The sequence below is a fragment of the Rothia sp. P7181 genome, assembly GCF_048513015.1.
In the GTDB taxonomy this organism is placed as follows: Bacteria; Actinomycetota; Actinomycetes; order Actinomycetales; family Micrococcaceae; genus Rothia.
The window spans coordinates 26783-48773 of the sequence record NZ_JBLXXZ010000009.1 but is presented as its reverse complement, the minus strand read 5'-3'; the positions used below and the strand labels follow the sequence as shown (position 1 = coordinate 48773).

Sequence of the window (21991 nt, the reverse complement as noted above, 5' to 3'; positions counted from 1 at the left end):
GGTTCACTCTCTTGTTACTAAGAATAAACTCTATACGCACTTCTGTGTTCTAAATAGAGGTGAGTTGAGAAAAAGAACCTGAAAAAGAACAAAAATGCCACCAGAAAATACTCTTCTGATGGCATTTTTGCTACTTATCCGCAGGCTTCAGAACACACCTTGAGGACGTGTCTCATCGACTGGCAGATCTGTTTAGCTGTCAAAAACATCTTCGATGAGGCTATCAAGCTCTGCCGTATGGCGTTTACCTGTACCAGCAGCAGGAGCCGCAGCAGCTGGACGAGAAGCCAACCGCATACGATACCCAATCTCTGGTAATAGGTATAACGCTATAAACGGCCATTGACCCTGATTAGCTGGTTCATCTTGAGCCCACACAATATCTTCTGCCTGAGAATACTGAGCTAATTGAGCCTGAATCTCTTCTAACGGCAAAGGATAAAGCTGTTCTACACGAATAATTGCAGTGGTACGGTCTGCTCGTCGGGCACGTTCTGCTTCAAGGTCATAGTAGAGACGTCCACTGACAAACACCACACGCTTAACATTCTGAGGACTCAATCCTGCAGTATCTGCTAAGACCGGCTGGAAGCTACCTTGTGTGAAATCTTCCACCGAAGAGTTCGCTGCTTTGAGACGCAATAGCTGTTTTGGTGTGAAGACAACAAGCGGTTTATGCGGGCGAGATAGTGCATGACGCCGTAATAGGTGGAAGTACGATGCAGGTGTTGAAGGAATAGCCACCGTCATATTGTTCTCTGCACAAAGCTGCAAATAACGTTCTTGACGGGCTGAAGAATGATCTGGGCCTTGACCTTCGAAACCGTGCGGTAGAAGTAATACGAGTGAAGAACGTTGCGCCCACTTCTGCTCTGCAGAGCTAACAAACTCATCAATAATGGTTTGTGCACCATTAGCGAAGTCACCAAATTGGGCTTCCCAGACTACTAAGGAATCAGGGCGTTCTACCGAATAGCCGTATTCAAAACCAAGAACACCGTACTCAGAGAGCAGAGAATTATAGATGCTAAAACGTCCTTGGGTGCTGGACAGATGCTGTAGTGGGTTCCATTCACTATCGTTGTGCACATCATGTAAGACGGTGTGTCGTTGCACGAAAGTGCCACGCTGAACATCTTGACCAGACATGCGCACATCAACACCTTCTAGGAGCAAAGAGCCAAAAGCTGCCAGCTCACCAAAGCCCCAGTTAATACCACCGTCTGTAGCCATCGCTTGACGCTGTTCCATCAGCTTTTTGAGCTTCTTATGAGGGGTGAAACCTTCGGGGAAAGCGACAAAAGACGCACCAATACGTTCAATAACTTCAGTGCTAACAGCGGTTGACCCCGGTACACGAACATCATCTTCACTTTGTTGAGCGGCGGGGCGTTCAATATTAGATACTGCTGCCGCATCAGCAGTGACCAAAGGCGTTGTGGACGCTAACGCTGCGTGAGTTTCCGTGAAAATTTGTTCGAGAAGGTCTTGATAATCTTTACGTACTCGTTCGGCTTCGTCATGGGAGATATCTCCACGTCCAACAAGAGCTTCTGTGTAGAGTTTACGGGTGGACTCATGAGAGTTAATCTCGTGGTAGAGCTTAGGCTGAGTCATTGACGGGTCGTCAGCTTCGTTATGTCCACGACGGCGGTAACAGATGAGGTCGATAACAACATCTTTATGGAACATCTGGCGGTATTCAAAAGCCATTTGTCCGGCACGAACTACCGCTTCAGGGTCGTCTGCATTGACGTGGAAAATAGGTGCTTGGACCATGCGGGCAATATCCGTTGAATAGGTGGCAGTACGTCCATCATCAGGCGAGGTGGTAAAACCAATCTGATTATTAACAACGATATGAACCGTGCCGCCTGTGGTATACCCCTGAAGCTGGGACATCTGTAGTGTCTCCATCACAACACCTTGACCCGCAAATGCAGCGTCACCGTGCACGAGAATAGGTAGCACCGGGAAACCTGTGATGCCGTGTTCTTCAAGAACATCCTGTTTTGCTCGGACGATGCCTTCAAGTACCGTATTTGCGGCTTCAAGGTGTGAAGGGTTGGCTGCTAAATAGACTTGCGTTTGGTTGCCGTCGTCAGAGCTGAAAATACCTTCGGTGCCGAGGTGATATTTGACGTCACCGGAGCTGCCGCTGAGACGAGGATCAAGCTCCCCATCAAACTCACGGAAAATTTGTGCGTAAGACTTTCCAGCAATATTTGCGAGAACGTTGAGGCGTCCACGGTGTGCCATGCCGATACCAACGCCAGAGAGCCCGGCGTCGGCTGCTTCAGAGATGACAGAATCTAGCAGAGGAATGAGTGACTCTCCACCTTCGAGAGAGAAACGCTTCTGCCCAAGGTATTTGGTTTGAAGGAAAGTCTCGAACGCTTCTGCTGCGTTGAGCTTCGCAAGAACACGGAATTGTTCTTCTCGTGATGGTTTGGTGTACCCGTGCTCAAGGTGGTCTTGGAACCAACGGCGTTCTTGGGGGTCTTCAATGTGCATATATTCAACCGCCATCGTGGAGCAATATGCTTCACGAAGGAGGGTGAGGATGGTTCGTAGGGGGAGTGAGTCTTTGTCTCCAAAACCGCCTGTTGGCCAGATACGGTCAAGATCCCAAAGAGTGAGGCCGTAATTTTCGATGCGTAGGTCGGGGTGTGAGAGCATCTCATAGCCGAGGGGGTTAGTTTGGGCGATGAGGTGTCCGCGTACACGGTATGCGTGGATGAGTTGCTGAATACGAGCAACTTTAGATACTTCCGCTGAAGGGTCTACTTGGTTATCTACTGCCCACCGAACTGGTTCAAAGGGGATGCGGAGGTCTTCAAAGATTTGGTCGTAGAATCCGTCTCCGCCGAGCAGATAGTGTTCAATCTGTCGTAGGAATTCACCTGAGCCGGCACCTTGAATAACACGGTGATCATAGGTGGAGGTAAGAGTCAAAATTTTAGAGACACCGTGTTGGGCGATAGTTTTTTCTGATGAACCGCGGTACTCGGCAGGGTAATCGAGTGCACCAGCTGCAATAATGCATGCTTGACCCTTGGAAAGACGTGGCACAGAATGGACTGTTCCAATACCGCCAGGGTTCGTCAATGAGATAGTGGTGCCTTGAAAATCTTGGACGCTTAGTTGCCCGTCACGGCCGCGTTTGACGATGTCGTCATAGGCTTCCCAAAATTCGCTGAAGCTAAGTTCTTCGGCGCCTTTAACATTGGGTACGACGAGATTTCGTGAGCCGTCAGGGCGAGGAATATCGATGGCTAAACCAAAATTAATATGTGCTGGGTGGATAGCAACAGGCTTGCCTTTGTCATTTGTTCCGTAGAGGACGTTCATAGACGGTAGGGCAACTGTTGCACGAATGACGGCGTAACCGATGATGTGGGTAAAAGAAATTTTTCCGCCACGCGTTCTTTTAAGGTACTCGTTAATGGCCAGACGGTTATCAATCAGGAGTTTTGCTGGTATGGCTCGAACGGTTGTTGCGGTTGGAACGCTCAACGATTCTTCCATCGTGGTGACAACTGCTTTTGCTGGACCACGCAAAGGAACTTCTTTGTCCTCTTTGGGGGTATTGTTCTTTGGTTCAGCTGTTGTCTTGCGGGGGAGTGTTTTAGCTGCTTGAGGTGTGGGACGGGAAGCAGCTGGTGCTGGTGTTGTAGCACGTTGTGTGGGATGAGATGTTGTAGCGGCAGGAGCTTGTGCTACTGGTTTTTGAGTTGTCTGAGCTGGGGTGGTGTTCGTTTGTTCAGCCTGCATTGCCTGAAAAATAGGCCACCAGCTTTGTGATACGGAGTTTTTGTCGTGCTGGTATTGTTCAAATAGCTCTTCTACGAGCCATTCGTTGCCAGCAAATTCTTCGGGCACGTGGTGCTCTGGCAGTGTGGGCACAGTCTCTACGCCTCTTCCATAAGTGTCATGTTTCATACAGAGCAGCGAGAGCCTCGCGCTAAAACCTCAAAGGTTTTGAAGTGTCAGTGGTGGTTTCTCACTGTTGTATTGTGGGATGCTTGCACCACCAAAAACCTTGGCGGTGTGTGCTTCAACTCAGTTTAGTAATTTTTTACCTGAACTTTCCACCTTGACGCCAATCATTTCACAATAAAATGTGAACTGATGCATATTCAAGTGATATGTATGCTCCATTTCCTCAAGTAGATAGCTATCTCTCACTTTGAAACAGAATGGATGTTCCCCTCCACCTTAAGGCAGCCCCTTTGGTAGAATCTTGTGCCATGGACGAACCTTCTAGTTATCGCCATAGACCCATGACCTATGCTATTGAGCATTCGTATAACACTATGAGCGACCAATATTTCTATGCCTTTTACCCAGCGCTACCATCTCAAAACGCCCGCGCAATGAAGCCGGCGGTGCACTAACGATGGAATGGATATTACTTTTACTAGGGCTTCTACTGATTCTCGGAACAGGGTTCTTCGTTGCCGTAGAGTTCTCCTTAGTTGCACTTGACCAATCAGCAGTGCAAAAAGAAATTGATTCTGGAGATCGTGGCGGCGAAAAAGTGCTCCGTTGCCTCAAATCACTCTCTACACAACTTTCAAGTTGCCAAATCGGCATTACCATCACCACCTTGCTCACCGGCTATACTCTCGACTACGCCATGAAAAGCCTAGTGGTAGATACTATTTCGTCATGGGGACTACCCGATAGCATCGCTAATATCTTGACCCTTATCTTTGCGATGGTTATCGCCACCTTGCTATCCATGATTCTCGGTGAGCTTATCCCTAAAAACCTCGCTATCGCCGAAGCCTATAAAGTGGCACGCGCATTAGCTCCCGCACAACTTGTTTTCACAAAAATCATCGCACCCTTTGTCCGTCTCATGAACGGCTCTGCTAATAAGATTCTTCACCTCTTTGGTATGGAAGCAAAAGAAGAACTTTCTGGTGCTCGCTCACCGGAAGAGCTTTCTTCTATGGTGCGACGTTCCGCAGAACAAGGCGTATTAGATTCTGATACTGCACGGTTCGTTGGTAAAACTCTTTCATTTGCTGAACTCACCGCTGCAGACGTGATGACACCGCGACGTAAAGTTGTCATGCTAGAAGATACTGAAAGCGTCGCTGAAGTTGTGAAAGCCGCACAGAAGACCGGATATTCTCGCTTTCCTATTTATCGTGGAGATCAAGATAACGTTGTGGGCGTTGTCCACATTAAACGTGCTGTAAGTGTTCCGATTGAGGTGCGTGAAACCTTGCAAGCAGGAACCTTGATGGAAAATATACTTCAGGTTCCTGAGACTGTTCATCTGGATTCTTTACTGTTACAGCTACGCAATGGTGCACTCCAGCTAGCTATCGTCTTAGACGAATATGGTGGAACTGCTGGCATGGCGACCTTAGAAGACCTCATCGAAGAAATCGTTGGAGAAGTCTCTGACGAACATGAGCTTCTTGAAACCGAAGACAGGCCACTCATGCTCAGTAATGGAGACTGGTTGTTCTCGGGGCTACTTCGACCGGACGAACTCAACGAGTATATTAACATTCTCCACATTGAGGACGACGCCTCCTACGAAACGATGGGCGGATATGTGATGGATCGTCTGGGGCGTATTCCCAAAGTGGGAGATACTCTTTCCATTGAACAGGGCTCTTTTAAAATTGAGGCGATGGAACAGCGGCGAGTAGATCGGATTCGTTTCATCCCGCAAGGTCCCTACCGTAAAACTACTTTGGCAGCTGCTAACGAGGGTAAAAAATAATGAATGATATTACCGCAATGTTGCTTTTAGTACTGCTTTTAGCTGGTAACGCTTTCTTCGTTGCCGGTGAATTTGCGATTATGTCTACCCGTCGTTCTCAGGTAGAGCCCTTAGCGCAAGCTGGTAATAAGCGAGCGCAAACGGTACTTTATGCGTTAGAAAACGTTTCGTTGATGTTGGCAACCTGTCAACTGGGTATTACGGTTTGCTCGTTGTTGATTCTTAACGTTTCTGAGCCTGCTTTGCATCATATGGTTGCTGGCCCGTTAGAGCATTGGGGTGTTCCTCTTGCTGTGGCGGATACTTTAGGGTTCTTGCTTGCTTTGGTGTTGGTGACGTTTTTGCATGTGATTCTTGGTGAAATGGTTCCTAAGAATGCTGCGGTGTCGTTGGCGGCTGAGGGGGTAGCTTTGTGGATTGCTCCACCTTTGGTATGGTTTTCAAAGCTTTTTGGGCCTATTGTCTGGTTTTTAAATAGCATTGCAGACCGTGCGCTTAAGGCGATGAAGATTGAGCCGAAGGACGAGGTGTCTTCTACTTTTACGTTGGATGAGTTGCAGAATATTGTTGCAGAGTCGACGGCTGAAGGAACTGTTGCTGACGGTTCGGGTGTGCTTTCTGGGGCGTTAGAGTTTTCTGAGAAGAAGGTTTCGGAGATTATGATTCTGCCTTCTGATGTTGTGACGTTGCCTCGTTCGAGTACTCCTGAAGATATTGAGCGCGCTGTTGCTCATACTGGTTATTCTCGGTTTTTGATTGAATCCTCAGAGGGTGGCCCGTATCTGGGGTATGTGCATGTTAAAGATGCGTTGTCAGTGGTGGGGGAGCGTCGTAAGGAGGCAATACCATGGGGGTCTATTCGGCCGATGTCGGTTGTTCCTCCGTCGATGGAAATTGATGATGCTCTTGCTGTGATGCAACGTAAGAGTTGCCATGTGTCGCATGTTGCAACATCGGATGGTACGTCTTATGGTGTCTTGTTCTTGGAAGATGTTTTAGAACAGCTTGTGGGCGAGATTAGAGATACGACTCAGGAACATGTGCGTAAGCGTGATGTGTCTTTGCGTCGTTCGTAAGTTGGTATAAGAGTTTTTAAAGGGGGTAGTCCGGTGGCGGTCTACTCCTTTTGCTCTAGGTGGTGGGTGTTGGTGCTAAAAGTGATGTAGTACTCGTTGTGATGAGCAATGTTTAGTTGATAATGGAGTATGCTAAATGAGAACCGTTTTCAGAGGTCTATAGAGTTTGGAGCTCCCGCTATGAAAAAGTTTTTGACAGGAATCGCATTTCTTTCTATTGCTTCATTGAGTTTAAGTGCGTGTGGAAGCACCGTCGAAAAGAGTGAAGAGTCGGCGAAGAACTCCGAAAAAGGCGTTATTAAAGTTGTGACGAGCACTGATGTGTATGCAAATATTGTTGAGAGTATTGGTGGGGACACTGTCGAAGTAACTCCTCTTATTAACTCAACGAGCGAGGATCCTCATTCGTACGAGGCAACTAGTGCTGACCGTTTGAGTGTTAAAGATGCGCAGTTGGTGGTGCTTAACGGTGGTGGCTACGATCAGTTCCTTGAAAATATGGCTGGTCAAGATCATAAAGACCAGAAAGTGCTGAATGCTGTTGAGATTTCTGGTCTTCAAAAAGATGATGACCACGCTCACGAGCACGACCATGAGCACGGTGACGACCACGCTCACGAACACGGCGACGAACACGCCCACTCTCACGAACACGCTCACGAACATGGGGACGAGCACTCCCACGAGCATGGTGACGACCACTCCCACGAGCACGGACACCATCACCATCATCACGGGGACTTTAACGAACACGTCTGGTATGACTTTGTAGCTATGCAAAAACTTGCGGGAGCTATCGCAGAAGACCTCGCAGAAGAAGCCCCCGAGCACGCTGAACAATACCGCCAAGCAGCCGGAAAATTTAAATCAGAGTTGGGAGAACTCATCTCACAAACTCGAGGAATTAACGCTGAAGGCAAAAAATATATTGCAACAGAACCTGTCCCCGGATACCTACTCACCATGGCAGGATTCTCTGACGCAACACCTTCAGAACTAACCTCAGCCGTAGAATCCGGTAGCGACATTGCACCATTAATCATGAACCAGGTTAAAGAAGAACTCCAAGAAAAACAGGTTGGATTCTTCGCCTACAATGAACAGACATCTTCACCACAAACAGAAGAACTGCTCAAAGACGCTCAGGAAGCACAGATTCCTCATGTATCATTCACCGAAACCCTGCCTGAAGGGAAAGACTACCTAGGATGGATGAAAGAAAACATTGAGAACATCAAAAAATCACTAACTTCCTAAAAATATGCACAACAACATCACAAAGTCCGCCTCTAAGACTGCTATCACCATTCGCGGAGGCGGACTTTCCTACGGGCAAAGAACTCTCTGGAAAGACCTTGACCTCACGGTTGAACAAGGAGAATACTTTGCAGTACTTGGACCCAACGGCTCCGGAAAATCAACATTCCTCAAAGTTGTTTTGGGACTAGAAACCCTCAGCCAAGGAAAAATCAGCATCCTTGGCTCCCCAGCACGCACCGGACACCCCGGCGTCGGATATATTCCACAACAAAAAATGATGCCGGCACACACCCCGTTACGTGCCCGTGACGTTGTCCGTTTAGGTATCGACGGGCACCGTTGGGGAATACTGACCCACGGGCGACGAAAAGTACAAGCACAAGTCGAAGAACTTTTAGAAGCTGTCGGCGCAGAAGAATACGCAAACGTTCCCGTAGGATTACTCTCTGGTGGTGAACAACAACGTATCCGCATAGCCCAAGCACTCGCACATAACCCAAAAATTCTTCTCGCCGATGAAGCTCTACTTTCTCTTGACTTAAACCATCAATACGCTGTTGCTGAACTCATCCACCAATATAATCGCCAACAGCAAGGGACTGTCATCTTCGTAACCCACGAAATAAACCCCATTATTGACCATGTTGATAGAGTCCTCTACCTTGCTAACGGGCGTTTTACGATTGGAACAGTCGAAGAAGTCATGCGCAGTGAAGTGCTGACCAACCTCTATCAGACTCCGGTGAGCGTCATCAAAACAAATGGACGATATATCGTCGTTGGTGGAGAAAACCACGCGCCAGGAGCAACTGTTGAAGAACACACCCATTGCACTAACTCGGGAGAACTCTCATGATTAATACTCTTGCATATAGTTCCTCCCTGTTCTCACAAATCTTTGTTTTTGACAGGTATGGAGAACTGGTTGAACTGCTCATGCCTTCTATTCTGGCAGGCGCAGTACTAGGACTCATCGGAGGGTTTGTTGGCACCTTCGTCATGATGCGTGACCATGCATTCGCCGTTCACGGTATCGCTGAAATGTCATTCGCCGGTGCAGCGCTGTTTCTCCTGCTGGGATATAACGTCGTCACCGGATCTCTTGTTGGCTCAGTGCTCTCTGCTTTATTGATGGGCGTACTTGGTTCGAAAACACATAGTACAAACTCCGTTATTGGTGCATTGATGCCATTTGGGTTAGGAATGGGCATCTTATTCTTGTCCTTATACCCTGGACGTTCTGGTAACAAGTTTTATCTTCTGACCGGACAAATTGTTTCTGTTGATGAGTCACAACTGAACTACATGATAGTGGGTGCCATCTTTATTATTGGTATTCTTATCGCTATCTGGAGGCCTCTCACTTTTGCTTCTTTAGACCCTGACGTTGCTCGCGCTAAAGGCGTACCACTGCAATTTTTGTCGATGGTTTTTATGCTAGTTTTAGGAGTCGCAGTTGCCCTATCTGTGCAGATTGTAGGGTCTCTATTGGTGCTAGCGCTACTGATTACTCCTGCTGCTGCAGCTTTGCAACTAAGTGCTAACCCGTTAAAAGCGTTAGCGTTATCTATTCTTTTTGCCGAGATATCTATTGTTGGTGGCATTATGCTTGCGCTTGCTGGCTCTTTACCGATTAGCCCATACGTTACAAGCATTTCCTTCATTTTGTATCTGATAAGCCGTGTTATCAGCGCAGTACGTCGCCGTTATAGTGGCTCTGGACGTCGAACCGTGAGCGTATCATCACGGGTATAAATATCGTATAAAACGAGAGCTCTGCTAGGGGAGGTCTTTCTTCTGGCATAAGGAACACACACCGGTTACCTCAATAACATGGTCGATATCTGTATAACCGTATTGTGCTCCAATAGCTGTGGCCCAATCCTCAATAGAAGGTGCTTCTAACTCAACTGCAGCACCGCAACGGCGGCAGAGTAAATGATGATGGTGATGTTCTACTTCGCATTTACGGTAGATAGATTCTCCATCTTCGGTTTTGAGTACGTCCACCTCACCGTATTCTGCTAAAGATTGCAAAATACGGTACGTTGTCGCTAAAGAAACAGCCTCTTGACGTGAGATCATGAGCATATGTAATTCTTGCGCTGAGATAAAATCGTCTAAGCCCTCTAACGTTGCTTTAACAATGCGACGCTGCTTTGTATTGCGTACCTCAGGTTTAGCGTTCTGAGATTCAGCCATCATGCTCTAGCCCTTCATATCACCGAAAATATACTTTCAACACCTTACACTAGGGGATATAGATATGCTATATTGCGATATTTATCCCCATCTCTAGAATAATCTGAGAGACTATAAAGCACACTCATATTAGGGTGGATACATGAAACTTACGAAATACACTCATTCTTGTGTTCGTCTTGAACACGAAGGAAAAATACTAGTTCTTGACCCCGGAAACTTCTCGGAAGTATCTGAAGCTCTCGAGGGCGCCGACTATTTATTGATTACCCACGGGCATCCTGACCATTATGACCCTGAACGTGTTGACCCTTATCTTCAAGAACATCCTGAAGTGCGTATCTACGCGCCGGCGCCTGTTGCAGAACAGATGTCTCGCACCCTACCTAACTCCCAGATACAGGCTGTAGCTGGTGCAGAAAGCATCACTCTTGATGGTTTTAATATCAAAACATTTGGTGGTCAGCATGCGTTGATTCATCCGCTCATCCCAATGATTCCTAACGTTGGGTATTTTATCAACGATAACTTATACCACCCCGGTGACAATTTTGTTGTTCCTGATGGAGTCAACGTTAAAACGCTCCTTGTTCCAATCCACGCACCGTGGAATAAAATTGGTGAGGTTATTGACTTTGTGGCTTCAGTACGTGCTCCACGTGCCTACCAAATTCATGATTCCCTCTTAGCAGATTCTGGTCGAACGATGATTGGCACACACACGAAGAACTTTGCCGCACGGTATGGAACAGAATTTTCGTTACTTGAACCCAAAGAGAGCGTAGAAATCTCCTAAAGTTTTGACGAACTGCTCAAAGAAAGGCAGAACACCTGATGACCACCATCTTTACAAAAATTATGACCGGCGAACTACCTGGACACATCGTCTATGAAGATGACCAATGCGCAGCATTTTTGACGATTGAACCAGTGAACCCTGGACATACGCTTGTTGTCCCTCGAGAAGAAATAGACCATTGGGTCGATTTACCTGATGGTTTACGTAACCACCTTTTTGCTGTGGCACAGAAAATTGCACAAGCTCAACGTACAGTATTTGACTCAGAACGTAGCGCTTTGATGATTGCTGGTTTTGAAGTTCCGCATACTCACCTTCACGTGTACCCTGCCAATAGCATGGCAGATTTCTCGCCCGAAGCTATCCAACGTGACGTTCCGCCAGAAGAACTAGCACAACATGCACAGTCCTTACGTGAGGCCTTAGCAGAATAACTCGCGTCCATATGCTGTGGGGTGTGGGTAAAACTGACACTAGTTTTACCCACACCCCACAGCATTGAACAGCACGAACCGGTACAACCGTAGATGAGCTAGTTTCGAGAGGATTTTTCTAACGCTTCACGTAAAGCTTTTTTGATACGTTTTTCGGAGACCGTATATGCTGTGCCCAAATTTTGTGCAAAGAAACTGATGCGTAGCTCTTCGGTCATCCAGCCAACATCTTTTAACTCTTGGGTAACGTGCGTACCAGCTGGTAAAGATTTAACTGCCTCATCATAGGAATCTTCGAGTTCTTGTACAATGAGCATCTGCTGATGATCTCGATGTAGCTGAGACCCTAACTTTTCAAGACGGCGTGAAATACCTTGAAGATAGCGCGGAATATGCGCTAAATGCTGATACCCCGTTTGAGCGACAAACCCCGGGTAAACAAGATTCTCCTGCTGAGATTTCATATCGCTCACAGCATGGATGACCGATAAAGAGGTAGCCTTCTTTAACATTTTCTGTACAGCAGCAGACTCACGAAGAATATCTGCAACAAGCTTCGTAACCTCAAAGACAGTATCTATTAAATCGGCTCGTACACGATCATAAAGTATCTGATACTCAGCTTTCGTCCATGGCGGGTTTTCTGGGGTGAGATGATCGATAGCAGCTGCTAAACAATCTTGAACCAACTGATCTACCGAACCGTGCGGATTCTGGGTAAAAATCAGTTTCTCCTGGTGCGAAAGATGATCGCTAACATAACGAACTACCGACGGTAACTCAAGACTTAGCAGCCGTATGACCGCTTGACGTTGTGAGGAGCAGGCCTCCACCTCCTGCGAAAAAATCTGCAAACCAACGCTCTTTTGCTGATCGGTAAGAGCCGGATACCCCGTAACCTGTTGGGTTGCAATAGTGCGAGTTATTGTTCGCGGAAAATCTTCTTCTGGCCAGTGCAACAGACCTGAACGTTCACGAACTGAACTATCAGAAGCTGTCGAATCTCCTTGGCTCGCAGCGCCAGCTTTCTTCTGTGGTGATGGTTTGGGCACTGAAGACTGTGCGACCGTATGAGCCGTTTTGCCTAGAGCAGTAAGTGTCGCAATATCCTCAACACTAGCTCCTAATGACTGGGCTAACGCGTTTCGTACCTGTTCATGAAGAGAGCTTTGCAAAGCAAGAAGATCTTTTCCTTCTCCTACGATAACGTTCTGATGATTACGCACCTGGAACGTGAAACGTAGATGTTCAGGTATCTTCTGCTGATCAAAGTCTTCGGGCTGCACCGGCACTGAACGCAACTGTTTAAGACACCGCGCCACGGACTGGTCAAAAACATCTTCTATCGGAGAAAATTCTTCGTCTAAAAGTTTTATGACCTGGCGAGCAACGTCTGGTGCTGGAACAAAATTCTTGCGAATCTGTTTTGGTAATGAACGAATTAATGCTGTGACGAGTTCTTCACGAAGACCGGGAATAAGCCATTGGAAAGGTTCTGGGCTGAGCTGGTTCAAAAAGAGTAACGGTATCTGCACCGCAATACCATCAGTATGCGCAGATGATGCTGTATCGACGGGGTGAGGGGCGTACTCATATCGTAAATCGAGGTGTAGCTCACCACCGTCTGTGGTAACGGTCCACGTTCGGGGGAACTGGCTTTCATCGTAATCGGCTGCTTCTTGATCGATGAGGTGGTCGGTCGAAAAATCGAGAAGGTGTTCGTTGCGAGTACGTTCTTCTTTCCACCACCGATCAAAATGTCGTGCTGAGACCACATGGGCAGGAATACGCTGATTGTAGAAATCAAAGAGAGCTTGGTCATCGACACGTAAATCTCGTCGTCGAAGACGCGTCTCTAACTCTTCAATATCGGCTAAAGCGCGCTGATTACGTTTGAAGAAACGATGTCGTGTCTTCCAGTCGCCTTCAACAAGTGCTGAGCGAATAAATATCTCGCGACATAATTCTGGATCAATACGAGAGTACTGAACTTTACGGTCAGCAATAATAGGCAACCCCAGTAATGTTACTTTCTCGTGAGCGAGGACGGCACCAGCAGCAGCCGACCAATGAGGGTCATCATATTGTCGTTTAACGAGGTGCGAGCCGACTTCTTCCACCCATTCTGGGGATATTTTGGCGTTGGTTCGAGCCCATAGTTTTGATGTTTCTACAAGTTCTGCACCAACCACCCATTCTGGTTTTTTTGAGAATAGTGACGAAGCAGGGAAAATATGGAAACGTGTTCCTCTGACTCCACGATATTCTCCGCGTGTGCGCTCATCTTTTAACCCGATATGAGAGAGCAAACCCGAAAGAACACTCTTGTGCAAATTCTCTTCATGCGCTGCCGGCTCAATGATGCGCCCAGCGCTAACCTTAATCTTTGCTTCTTGGGCAATATCGCGTAGCTGCGCAAAGAGATCTTGCCATTCTCGAACTCTCAAAAAGTTGATATGTTCGCGGTGACAAAGCTTTCTAAACTGTGATGAGGAAAGTTCTTCTTGCTGCTCATGCAGATACTGCCATAACAATAAGAAACTGGAAAAATCAGAGTTATCGTCGACAAAACGGCGGTGGAAAGTATCTGCTTGTGCGCGTTGTTCGTAGGGACGTTCTCGAGGGTCTTGAATGGTCAACGCAGCAGCAAGAACCATCATCTCTTTAGCACATCCACGTTTTTGAGCTTCAACTATCATACGGCTCAAACGCGGGTCTAAAGGAAGCTTAGACATGGCACGCCCGATAGCGGTCAGTGGTGAGGAACCGCGACGTCGGCTATGAGAATGTTTCATACTTAATGCGCCGAGCTCTCTCAATAAGGCGACGCCGTCGTTGATGGCTCGATTCTCAGGTTTCTGCACAAATGGGAAACGCTCAATATCCCCAATGGACTGAACTACACCCATAGCGCTCATATTGAGGATGACGGCGGCGAGGTTAGTGCGTAGAATCTCGGGGTCTGTGAATTCTGGGCGTGAAAGAAAATCCTCTTCAGAGTAGAGCCGTATCGCAATACCGGCACTGGTACGGCCACTACGACCAGAACGCTGCCGTGCACTTGCCTGAGAGATTCTTTCAATCGGTAGACGCTGAACTTTGGTGCGTGCTGAGTATCGTGAGATTCTTGCCGTGCCCGTATCAATCACGTAGGTGATACCCGGTACGGTTAGCGATGTCTCTGCTACGTTTGTTGCCAGTACAATACGAGGTTTTGAACCGGTACGGAAAATACGATTTTGCTCTGTTAAAGAGAGCCGAGCATATAACGGTAAAACTTCGTAGCGGGGCAGTTGAGGGGTGTTACGGATAAGCTGTTCAATAGCTTCTTGAGCATCTCGAATCTCTCGTTCTCCGGCGAAAAAGATGAGGATATCCCCGTTTCCTTCACGTGATAGCTCAACGATGCCGTCGAGAATACCGTCGATAGGGTCTCTATCTTCTGTTGCTAGGTCTTCGGAGTCTTCGTCAGGGCGTTCGGTCTCTTCCGATAACGGGCGATACCTGATTTCAACAGGGTAGGTTCTTCCCGAGACTTCGATAATGGGTGGCGCATGAGGGGGTAGCTCGTCGTCGGCGCTGAGTTCTTCTGCACAAAAGTGTCGGCTAAAACGTTCTGGGTCAATAGTTGCCGAGGTGATAATCACCTTCAAATCTGGCCGTTTGGGAAGAATCTGTTTGAGGTATCCGAGGATAAAGTCGATGTTAAGGCTACGTTCGTGTGCCTCGTCGATGATGATAACAGAATACTTTGTTAGCAGCTTATCGTGATGTATCTCTGCAAGGAGGATACCGTCAGTCATTAATTTGATGGCAGAAGTATCGCTCACCTGTGAGGTGAAACGTACCTGATAACCGACGGTGTGACCGAGCTCTTCACCTAACTCTTCGGCGATACGTTCTGCTACCGAGCGCGCTGCAATACGTCGTGGTTGGGTATGACCGACCATGCCGTATTCTGCTAATCCCATTTCTAAACAAATTTTAGGTAGCTGAGTTGTTTTACCTGAACCAGTTTCACCAGCAACAATCACAACTTGGTGAGAGCGAATGGCATCGATGATTTCTTGTCGTTGCGTACAAACTGGAAGGTCTGCAGGGTAGGTGATACTTTCTGGTGCAATAACTCGCCGTGGCTTTGGTGGCTGTTTTGCCCCCTGCGATGATGAACGGCGGGAACGCCGTGTATTCTTTGGGGCACCAGATTTACTTGTACCGCGAGATGAACGAGGAATGTTCTTATGTGACTCTTGTGCTGATGAGCTGCTCATACGGGTCGGGGCGTGATGAATAGTAGCGGCAAGAGCGCTTAAAGAAGGGGCTTGAGGCGAAGTTTTTTTCTCAGACATGGGTACGCAACTTTAGGTGATGTTCACAGTGGGGCGGTAGAAGCCGTAATGGCTTTGTTCTTTGTAACCTTGATTCTTTGTAACGATGAATCACGTCGAATAGTTTTTGTGGTGGCGAGGTATCTTTGGGGAAGAAAAAAGTGCCCCCGAAAGGATTCGAACCTTCGACACCCAGCTCCGGAAACTGGTGCTCTATCCACTGAGCTACGGGGGCACGGTGCTACATCGTCTACGGACGATGGATGCAACGACTATCCACGATACCAGAAGCACCCGAGGAAGACGATATTTGCGATGAACAATTTAGGTGCAATATCAACAACACAAAACATCTAAAAGTGGGGAGGAGACGCCGAATCTACGATTTACCCTATAGAGAAACTTGGCTCACCGATACTTTTAGGTAAACTTATCAGCATGACACCTGAAGAACTCTCAACGGCAATTGCACAAATTCTCTCTAACACCGTTAACGCTGGTGAACTAACCCTCAATGGTGAAGAACAACTTCCCACCGTTAAAGTGGAACGACCAAAGAACCGTGAACACGGCGATTGGGCGACCAATATCGCTCTGCAACTTGCTAAAAAAGTGGGTAAAAATCCTCGAGAAGTTGCACAGATTCTTGCTCAACCCATATCAGATATTTCAGGTGTCGCATCGGTAGACATCGCAGGCCCCGGATTCTTAAACATTGTCCTCGAAGCAGGCGCAGCAGGAGAACTTGCACGCACCATCGTCACAGCTGGAGAAGCCTTCGGACACAACGACACCCTCGCCGGAAAAACCATTAACCTCGAATATGTTTCCGCTAACCCTACTGGACCTATCCACCTTGGTGGTACCCGTTGGGCTGCGGTAGGAGATTCTCTCGCACGTATTCTTGAAGCTCAAGGCGCAAACGTTGTACGAGAATACTACTTCAACGATCACGGCAACCAGATTAACCGTTTCGCACGTTCCCTTCTTGCTTCCGCACGAAACGAACCTGCACCCGAAGACGGTTACGGTGGAAACTACATCTCTGAAATTGCTCAGGACATTCTCAAAACTCACCCTCATGCTCTTGAGAGTGAAGACCCCCAAGAAGTGTTCCGCGCTGAAGGCGTCGAACTCATGTTCTCCCAAATCAAACGCTCTCTGAAAGAGTTTGGTGTGGAATTTGATGTGTTCTTCCACGAGAATTCCCTCTTCGAATCTGGAAAAGTCGATGAGCTCCTCGAAAAGCTCAAAGAATCATCAAACCTGTACTTCGCTGATGGTGCATGGTGGCTCAAATCTACCGATTACGGTGACGATAAAGATCGCGTCGTCATCAAATCTGACGGGAACGCCGCCTATATCGCCGGAGATATCGCCTACTTCCAAGATAAGATTCACCGTGCACAAAACCCCGCAGACATCGCCATTTACATGCTTGGTGCAGACCATCACGGGTACACTGCACGTCTTAAAGCTGCTGCCGCCGCACTTGGCGATGATCCACATCGCGTCGAAGTGATGATTGGTCAGCTCGTCAATCTCGTCAAAGATGGAAAACCTGTACGTATGTCTAAACGTGCCGGAACCATCGTCACCCTTGAAGACCTCGTCGAAGCAGTTGGAGTAGACGCCGCACGCTACACACTGACACGCTACTCTGTGGATTCAAATATTGATATTGACCTTGATCTGCTCACCAAGCAGAGCAACGAAAACCCCGTATTCTACGTTCAATACGCACACGCTCGTACCTGCGCTGTCGCACGTAACGCAGAACTTGCCGGGGTAAACACCGACCTCTTTGACCCGCAAGCGCTTGACTCTGAACTCGACGCTCAGCTCCTTGGTGTACTCGGAGAATACGCTAACACCGTTAAAGAAGCAGCGCTCTTCCGTGAACCTCACCGTGTAGCACGTTACGCCGAAACATTGGCTGGAACATACCACCGCTGGTACGGTTCTTCACGTGTCGCACCACGTGGTGACGAAGAAATTACCGCCGTACATAGCAGTCGCTTGCTCCTTAACAACGCCACCGCACAGGTGCTTCACAACGCGCTATACCTGCTGGGTGTAACCGCACCAGAAAGAATGTAACGTGAGCGACCAAACACCTCTTTACGTGCCGTCGTGGCTACAAATGCCCGAACACCCAGAAGTTCTTGAACCTACCATTTGGGAGCAAAACTTTTCACGGGCAGAATCTGGCGAACTACTCGTTGACGGAACACCGGTTGAACAGCTGCGTGAACGTTTTGGCACTCCACAATACGTTTTTTCGGAGTCTGTTTTTCGTCGGCGCGCTCGCACCTTTAGAGTTGCTTTTGAGCAAGCTTTTGAAGCAGTCGGGGCGCCGGTATCTATCTACTATGCTGGTAAGTCTTTTCTGTGTAGCGCTGTTGCTCACTGGGCAGATGACGAAGGGCTTTACCTTGATACTGCTTCGGGCGGGGAACTCGCTTTAGCTATCCGTGCCGGTGTGCCGGCACATAAAGTTGCTTTACACGGTAATAACAAGTCTGACGCTGAGATTCGTCGTGCTTTAGAGTACGGTGTTGGTCGTATCGTCGCTGATTCTGTGCCTGAAGTTCAGCAGATTGCTCGGATTGCTGAGTCGATGGGTGTTATTGCGCCGGTACTTTTACGTTTGACCCCTGGTGTTCATGCCTCAACTCATGATTTCATTGCAACCGCACACGAAGATCAAAAATTTGGTCAGTCGTTGGTGTCTGGGACAGCTGAACTGAGCGGGTTAGATTCGCAGACGTTAACCGGTTTGGGTATCGGTCAAGAAGATTCTTATGCCACGGTTGCAGCGGTGTTAGCTCATCAAAGCCAACACCTTGATTTTCGTGGTGTGCATTGCCATATTGGGTCGCAAATTTTTGAGGCAGATGGTTTTATCGCTGCTGCCACAAAGGTGCTTGAATATATGCAATATCTGAATCAGCGTCTAGGTATCAACCTTGCTGAGCTTGACTTAGGTGGCGGTTACGGTATTGGGTACATCTGCTCAGATACTCCGCGTGAAGCTGAACATATTGCTCAAGAACTAGCAGATTCTATTGCGCAAACGTGTGCGCGTCTGTCGATGGCTATTCCTCATATGAGTTTTGAACCGGGACGTTCTATTTCTGGTCCTTCTGGAATGACTTTATATACGGTAGGAACGGTCAAAGATGTTGCTGTTGAAGACGAGAATGGTCAGACGCGTGTCCGCCGGTATGTGTCGGTAGACGGTGGTATGAGTGATAACGCTCGTCCAGTCTTGTATGAAGCAGACTATACGGCAGTTTTAGCGAATCGTGCTCCCACGGGGGAGCAGGTGCTTTCTCGTGTGGTCGGTAAGCATTGCGAATCGGGAGATGTCGTGGTGCGTTATGTTTATCTTCCACAAGATATCCGTGCCGGCGACATGTTGGCTGTTCCGGCAACTGGCGCGTATTGCTATGCGTTGAGCTCAAACTACAACTATTTGACGCGTCCGCCGGTGGTTTCTACAGCGACTGATCAAGAGCCATCTGTGATTGTTCGCGGTCAAAGCGAAGATGAGATGCTCTCTTATGATGTAGAAATAACACAATAGTTGATGTTGATTCATATAACGACATAAAAGAACGCACTGCCGTAACGCTTGGATATCTCTAAGCTAAGGCGTGCGTTCTTTTGTAGAACCTGCAAAAATAACGATAGTTGATGAGCGCTTCTCTCCTGTGATGGGGAAGGAGACGATACACCCCTTATCCATAGAAAGATTGGTGAGTTGTACCCGATGAAAAAGATTAAGGTAGCCCTTTTAGGAGCGGGTACTGTTGGTTCTCAAGTTGCTCGTATTCTTTTAGAGGACGCTGTTTCCTTAGGGCAGCGTATCGGTGCTGATATTGAGCTTATTGGTATTGCTGTACGTGATGTAACGAGTTCTCGTGATTGGAATGCTCCTGCATCGTTGTATACAACTGATGCGGAATCATTGATTGACGTTGCGGATGTTGTGATTGAGCTTACCGGCGGTATTGAGCCGGCGCGTACTCGTATTCTTCGTGCTCTTAACGCTGGTAAGTCTGTGGTCTCTGGTAATAAGGCTTTATTGGCGCAGCATGGTGCTGAGCTTCAAGCGGCAGCGAAGGCTAGCGGTGCTCAGCTTTCGTATGAGGCAGCTGTTGCTGGTGCTATCCCTATTCTGCGTCCGTTACGTGATTCTCTTGCAGGGGATCAGATTCAACGTGTTTTGGGCATTATGAATGGGACGACTAACTACATTCTTGACCAGATGGATACCACTGGGGCGCAATTTTCTGATGCTTTAGCGCAGGCACAAGAGCTTGGTTATGCAGAGGCTGATCCGACGGCTGATGTTGAAGGTCTTGATGCTGCTGCTAAGGCTGCAATTGTGGCGTCGTTGGCATTTCATTCTGAGTTTACGCTGGCAGATGTACATTGTGAGGGTATTAGTGCTATCAGTGCGGAGGACGTTCAGGCTGCCGCATTAGATGGGTATGTTATTAAACTTTTGGCTATTTGTGAGCGTCAAGGTGAGGGGATTAATATTCGTGTTAGTCCTACGCTTGTTCCGCGTGAGCATCCTTTAGCGTCTGTGCATGATGCGTATAATGCGGTGTTTGTTCAGGCTCGTGATGCCGGTGAGCTGATGTTTTATGGGCCTGGTGCAGGCGGTGCTCCGACTGCCTCTGCCGTGTTAGGTGATTTTGTGTCGTTAGCGCGACGTATGGTTCTTGGTGGTGCTGGCGTTCCAGAATCTACCTATGCTGGTTTGTGTGCTGTTGGTATGGACGAAGTGGTGACTCGTTTCGCTATTGGTTTGCGGGTTGAAGATAAGCTCGGTGTTCTGGCTAATGTTTCGCGTATTTTTGCTGAGCATGGGGTTTCGTTGCAGGCTGTGCGTCAGGTGAAAGATCGTTCGGGGGATTCTGCGGTGATTCGTTTGGTTACTCACCGTGCAAGTGATATTTCGGTACGCCGGACGATGGCTGTTGTGGATTCTCTTGAGAGTGTTCGCGAGATTATTTCTGTTGTGGCGGTAGAAGGGGAGTAATTTTTCCTTGTGTGCTGTTGTGTTTGTGGAGAAAGTGTGACTTCTATGCCTGTTTCTTCTGGTATTTCACGTGGTTTCGTGGCGGATTATATTCCGGTGGGTCGGCGCGTTAGTGTTCGTGTTCCTGCTACGAGCGCTAACTTGGGCCCGGGCTATGACTCGTTGGGTGTGGCATTGTGTCATTACGATGAGTTGGAGGTGACTCGCATTTCTGAGGGCTTAGAATTTGATATTTGTGGTGCTGGTTCTCAGAGTGTGCCTCGTGATAGTTCTCATCTAGTGGTTCGTGCGATGATGAGGCTGTGGGAGGCTGTCGGTTTAGAGGGGTTGCCTGGTCTTCATCTTCGGGCGAAGAATAATATTCCTCATTCTCGAGGTTTGGGATCTTCTGCTGCTGCCATTGTTTCTGGTGTGTATGCGGCTAATGCGTTGTTGCCTGAGTCTTTGCGTAAGGGTGCTGCCGAACTTTTGACGATTTGTTCGGATATGGAGGGGCACCCCGATAATGTTGCTCCTTGTTTAGAGGGTAATTTTGCGTTGTCGTATGGCGAGTTGGGGCAGTGGCATACGTTGAATGTTGCTGTGCATGAAGAAATTTTTCCGGTGGTTGCGATTCCAGAGTATGAGGTGTCTACTGCTAGTGTTCGGGCGTTGATTCCGGAGGTTGTGAGCCATCGTGATGCTGCGGTAAATTCTGCGCGTACGGGGTTATTGACTCAATCTTTGCATGCTTATCCGGAGCATCTTTTTGCGGCGACCGAGGATTTGTTGCATCAGCAGTATCGTGCTGATGCGATGCGTCCGTCGTATGAACTGGTGTGTTTTTTGCGTGAGCGTGGGTACTGTGCGGTGATTTCTGGTGCTGGGCCGACGGTGATGGTTTTGGGCCGTTCGATGTCGGAGCGTAGTGAGGTGATGGATGCTATTGCTGAGGGCCTTGAGCGTTCTGATATTGGCGAATATGGGTCAGAAAAGCTTTTTTGGCGTGTATTACCTGTAGATATTGATCGAGAAGGTGCTATAGTTACTGGAGAAGAAACCGTTATCTGACCTCTTATGGTGAAGAAAAATGGTGTTTCTTTGACACAAG

General features: G+C 48.0%; 15 protein-coding genes and 1 tRNA gene. 12 read left to right on the top strand and 4 right to left on the bottom strand.

The window, feature by feature from the left end; translation table 11 throughout:
• Window positions 1-192: 192 nt before the first annotated feature.
• Entirely contained in the window at window positions 193-3906 is a 3714-nt protein-coding gene (locus ACN08Z_RS05845) for a multifunctional oxoglutarate decarboxylase/oxoglutarate dehydrogenase thiamine pyrophosphate-binding subunit/dihydrolipoyllysine-residue succinyltransferase subunit (RefSeq protein WP_419103634.1), read from the bottom strand.
• Window positions 3907-4250: 344 nt separating this feature from the next.
• On the opposite strand from ACN08Z_RS05845, the gene ACN08Z_RS05840 reads away from it, so the two are divergent.
• The 6 genes from ACN08Z_RS05840 to ACN08Z_RS05815 all read left to right on the top strand — a co-directional run bounded on the left by ACN08Z_RS05840 (window position 4251) and on the right by ACN08Z_RS05815 (window position 9837).
• Entirely contained in the window at window positions 4251-4397 is a 147-nt protein-coding gene (locus ACN08Z_RS05840; protein ID WP_419103633.1) for a hypothetical protein, read from the top strand.
• A 2-nt stretch (window positions 4398-4399) separates the two neighbouring features.
• Window positions 4400-5746 carry a hemolysin family protein gene (locus ACN08Z_RS05835; RefSeq protein WP_419103632.1) on the top strand — a complete coding sequence of 449 codons (1347 nt, stop codon included), beginning with the start codon at window positions 4400-4402 and terminating at the stop codon, window positions 5744-5746.
• On the top strand, window positions 5746-6822 hold the full coding sequence (locus tag ACN08Z_RS05830) for a hemolysin family protein (protein WP_419103631.1): 1077 nt from the start codon (window positions 5746-5748) through the stop codon (window positions 6820-6822). The genes ACN08Z_RS05835 and ACN08Z_RS05830 overlap by 1 nt, the downstream gene beginning before the upstream one ends.
• Before the next feature lie 180 nt (window positions 6823-7002).
• Window positions 7003-8079, top strand: coding sequence for a metal ABC transporter solute-binding protein, Zn/Mn family (locus tag ACN08Z_RS05825; protein ID WP_419103630.1), 1077 nt, complete (start codon window positions 7003-7005; stop codon window positions 8077-8079).
• A gap of 4 nt (window positions 8080-8083) precedes the next feature.
• Complete coding sequence (locus tag ACN08Z_RS05820; protein WP_419103629.1) at window positions 8084-8938, top strand: metal ABC transporter ATP-binding protein; 855 nt, start codon at window positions 8084-8086, stop codon at window positions 8936-8938.
• A complete protein-coding gene (locus ACN08Z_RS05815; protein WP_419103628.1) occupies window positions 8935-9837 on the top strand; it encodes a metal ABC transporter permease in 903 nt (300 codons plus the stop codon). Before ACN08Z_RS05820 ends, ACN08Z_RS05815 begins: the two co-directional genes overlap by 4 nt.
• A 24-nt stretch (window positions 9838-9861) precedes the next feature.
• On the opposite strand, the gene ACN08Z_RS05810 is transcribed toward ACN08Z_RS05815, so the two are convergent.
• Window positions 9862-10287 carry a Fur family transcriptional regulator gene (locus ACN08Z_RS05810; protein WP_419103627.1) on the bottom strand — a complete coding sequence of 142 codons (426 nt, stop codon included), beginning with the start codon at window positions 10285-10287 and terminating at the stop codon, window positions 9862-9864.
• Between the two features lie 139 nt (window positions 10288-10426).
• On the opposite strand from ACN08Z_RS05810, the gene ACN08Z_RS05805 reads away from it, so the two are divergent.
• Window positions 10427-11080 carry an MBL fold metallo-hydrolase gene (locus ACN08Z_RS05805; protein ID WP_419103626.1) on the top strand — a complete coding sequence of 218 codons (654 nt, stop codon included), beginning with the start codon at window positions 10427-10429 and terminating at the stop codon, window positions 11078-11080.
• 38 nt (window positions 11081-11118) lie between these two features.
• On the top strand, window positions 11119-11517 hold the full coding sequence (locus tag ACN08Z_RS05800; protein WP_419103625.1) for an HIT family protein: 399 nt from the start codon (window positions 11119-11121) through the stop codon (window positions 11515-11517).
• A 98-nt stretch (window positions 11518-11615) separates the two neighbouring features.
• On the opposite strand, the gene hrpA is transcribed toward ACN08Z_RS05800, so the two are convergent.
• Complete coding sequence (gene hrpA / locus ACN08Z_RS05795; RefSeq protein WP_419103624.1) at window positions 11616-15866, bottom strand: ATP-dependent RNA helicase HrpA; 4251 nt, start codon at window positions 15864-15866, stop codon at window positions 11616-11618.
• 141 nt (window positions 15867-16007) lie between these two features.
• Window positions 16008-16080 (bottom strand) — tRNA-Arg (locus ACN08Z_RS05790).
• 203 nt (window positions 16081-16283) lie between these two features.
• On the opposite strand from ACN08Z_RS05790, the gene argS reads away from it, so the two are divergent.
• From argS to thrB, 4 genes are all read left to right on the top strand, one after another.
• Complete coding sequence (gene argS, locus ACN08Z_RS05785; RefSeq protein WP_419103623.1) at window positions 16284-17945, top strand: arginine--tRNA ligase; 1662 nt, start codon at window positions 16284-16286, stop codon at window positions 17943-17945.
• A 1-nt stretch (window position 17946) separates the two neighbouring features.
• A complete protein-coding gene (gene lysA, locus ACN08Z_RS05780) occupies window positions 17947-19434 on the top strand; it encodes a diaminopimelate decarboxylase (RefSeq protein WP_419103622.1) in 1488 nt (495 codons plus the stop codon).
• Window positions 19435-19620: 186 nt separating this feature from the next.
• Window positions 19621-20901 (top strand): homoserine dehydrogenase, encoded by a 1281-nt coding sequence (locus ACN08Z_RS05775; RefSeq protein WP_419103621.1) that lies wholly within the window; start codon window positions 19621-19623, stop codon window positions 20899-20901.
• Window positions 20902-20946: 45 nt separating this feature from the next.
• Window positions 20947-21951: a homoserine kinase gene (thrB, locus tag ACN08Z_RS05770; protein ID WP_419103658.1), complete on the top strand. Its 1005-nt coding sequence runs from the start codon at window positions 20947-20949 to the stop codon at window positions 21949-21951.
• Window positions 21952-21991: the final 40 nt, after the last annotated feature.

What these genes read in the sequence shown, in the direction of transcription:
- ACN08Z_RS05840 (WP_419103633.1), top strand. Translation starts at nt 4,251, where the DNA reads ATGGACGAACCTTCTAGTTATCGCCATAGACCCATGACCTATGCTATT.
- ACN08Z_RS05835 (WP_419103632.1), top strand. Translation starts at nt 4,400, where the DNA reads ATGGAATGGATATTACTTTTACTAGGGCTTCTACTGATTCTCGGAACA.
- ACN08Z_RS05830 (WP_419103631.1), top strand. Translation starts at nt 5,746, where the DNA reads ATGAATGATATTACCGCAATGTTGCTTTTAGTACTGCTTTTAGCTGGT.
- ACN08Z_RS05825 (WP_419103630.1), top strand. Translation starts at nt 7,003, where the DNA reads ATGAAAAAGTTTTTGACAGGAATCGCATTTCTTTCTATTGCTTCATTG.
- ACN08Z_RS05820 (WP_419103629.1), top strand. Translation starts at nt 8,084, where the DNA reads ATGCACAACAACATCACAAAGTCCGCCTCTAAGACTGCTATCACCATT.
- ACN08Z_RS05815 (WP_419103628.1), top strand. Translation starts at nt 8,935, where the DNA reads ATGATTAATACTCTTGCATATAGTTCCTCCCTGTTCTCACAAATCTTT.
- ACN08Z_RS05810 (WP_419103627.1), bottom strand. Translation starts at nt 10,287, where the DNA reads ATGATGGCTGAATCTCAGAACGCTAAACCTGAGGTACGCAATACAAAG.
- ACN08Z_RS05805 (WP_419103626.1), top strand. Translation starts at nt 10,427, where the DNA reads ATGAAACTTACGAAATACACTCATTCTTGTGTTCGTCTTGAACACGAA.
- ACN08Z_RS05800 (WP_419103625.1), top strand. Translation starts at nt 11,119, where the DNA reads ATGACCACCATCTTTACAAAAATTATGACCGGCGAACTACCTGGACAC.
- hrpA (WP_419103624.1), bottom strand. Translation starts at nt 15,866, where the DNA reads ATGTCTGAGAAAAAAACTTCGCCTCAAGCCCCTTCTTTAAGCGCTCTT.
- argS (WP_419103623.1), top strand. Translation starts at nt 16,284, where the DNA reads ATGACACCTGAAGAACTCTCAACGGCAATTGCACAAATTCTCTCTAAC.
- ACN08Z_RS05775 (WP_419103621.1), top strand. Translation starts at nt 19,621, where the DNA reads ATGAAAAAGATTAAGGTAGCCCTTTTAGGAGCGGGTACTGTTGGTTCT.
- thrB (WP_419103658.1), top strand. Translation starts at nt 20,947, where the DNA reads ATGCCTGTTTCTTCTGGTATTTCACGTGGTTTCGTGGCGGATTATATT.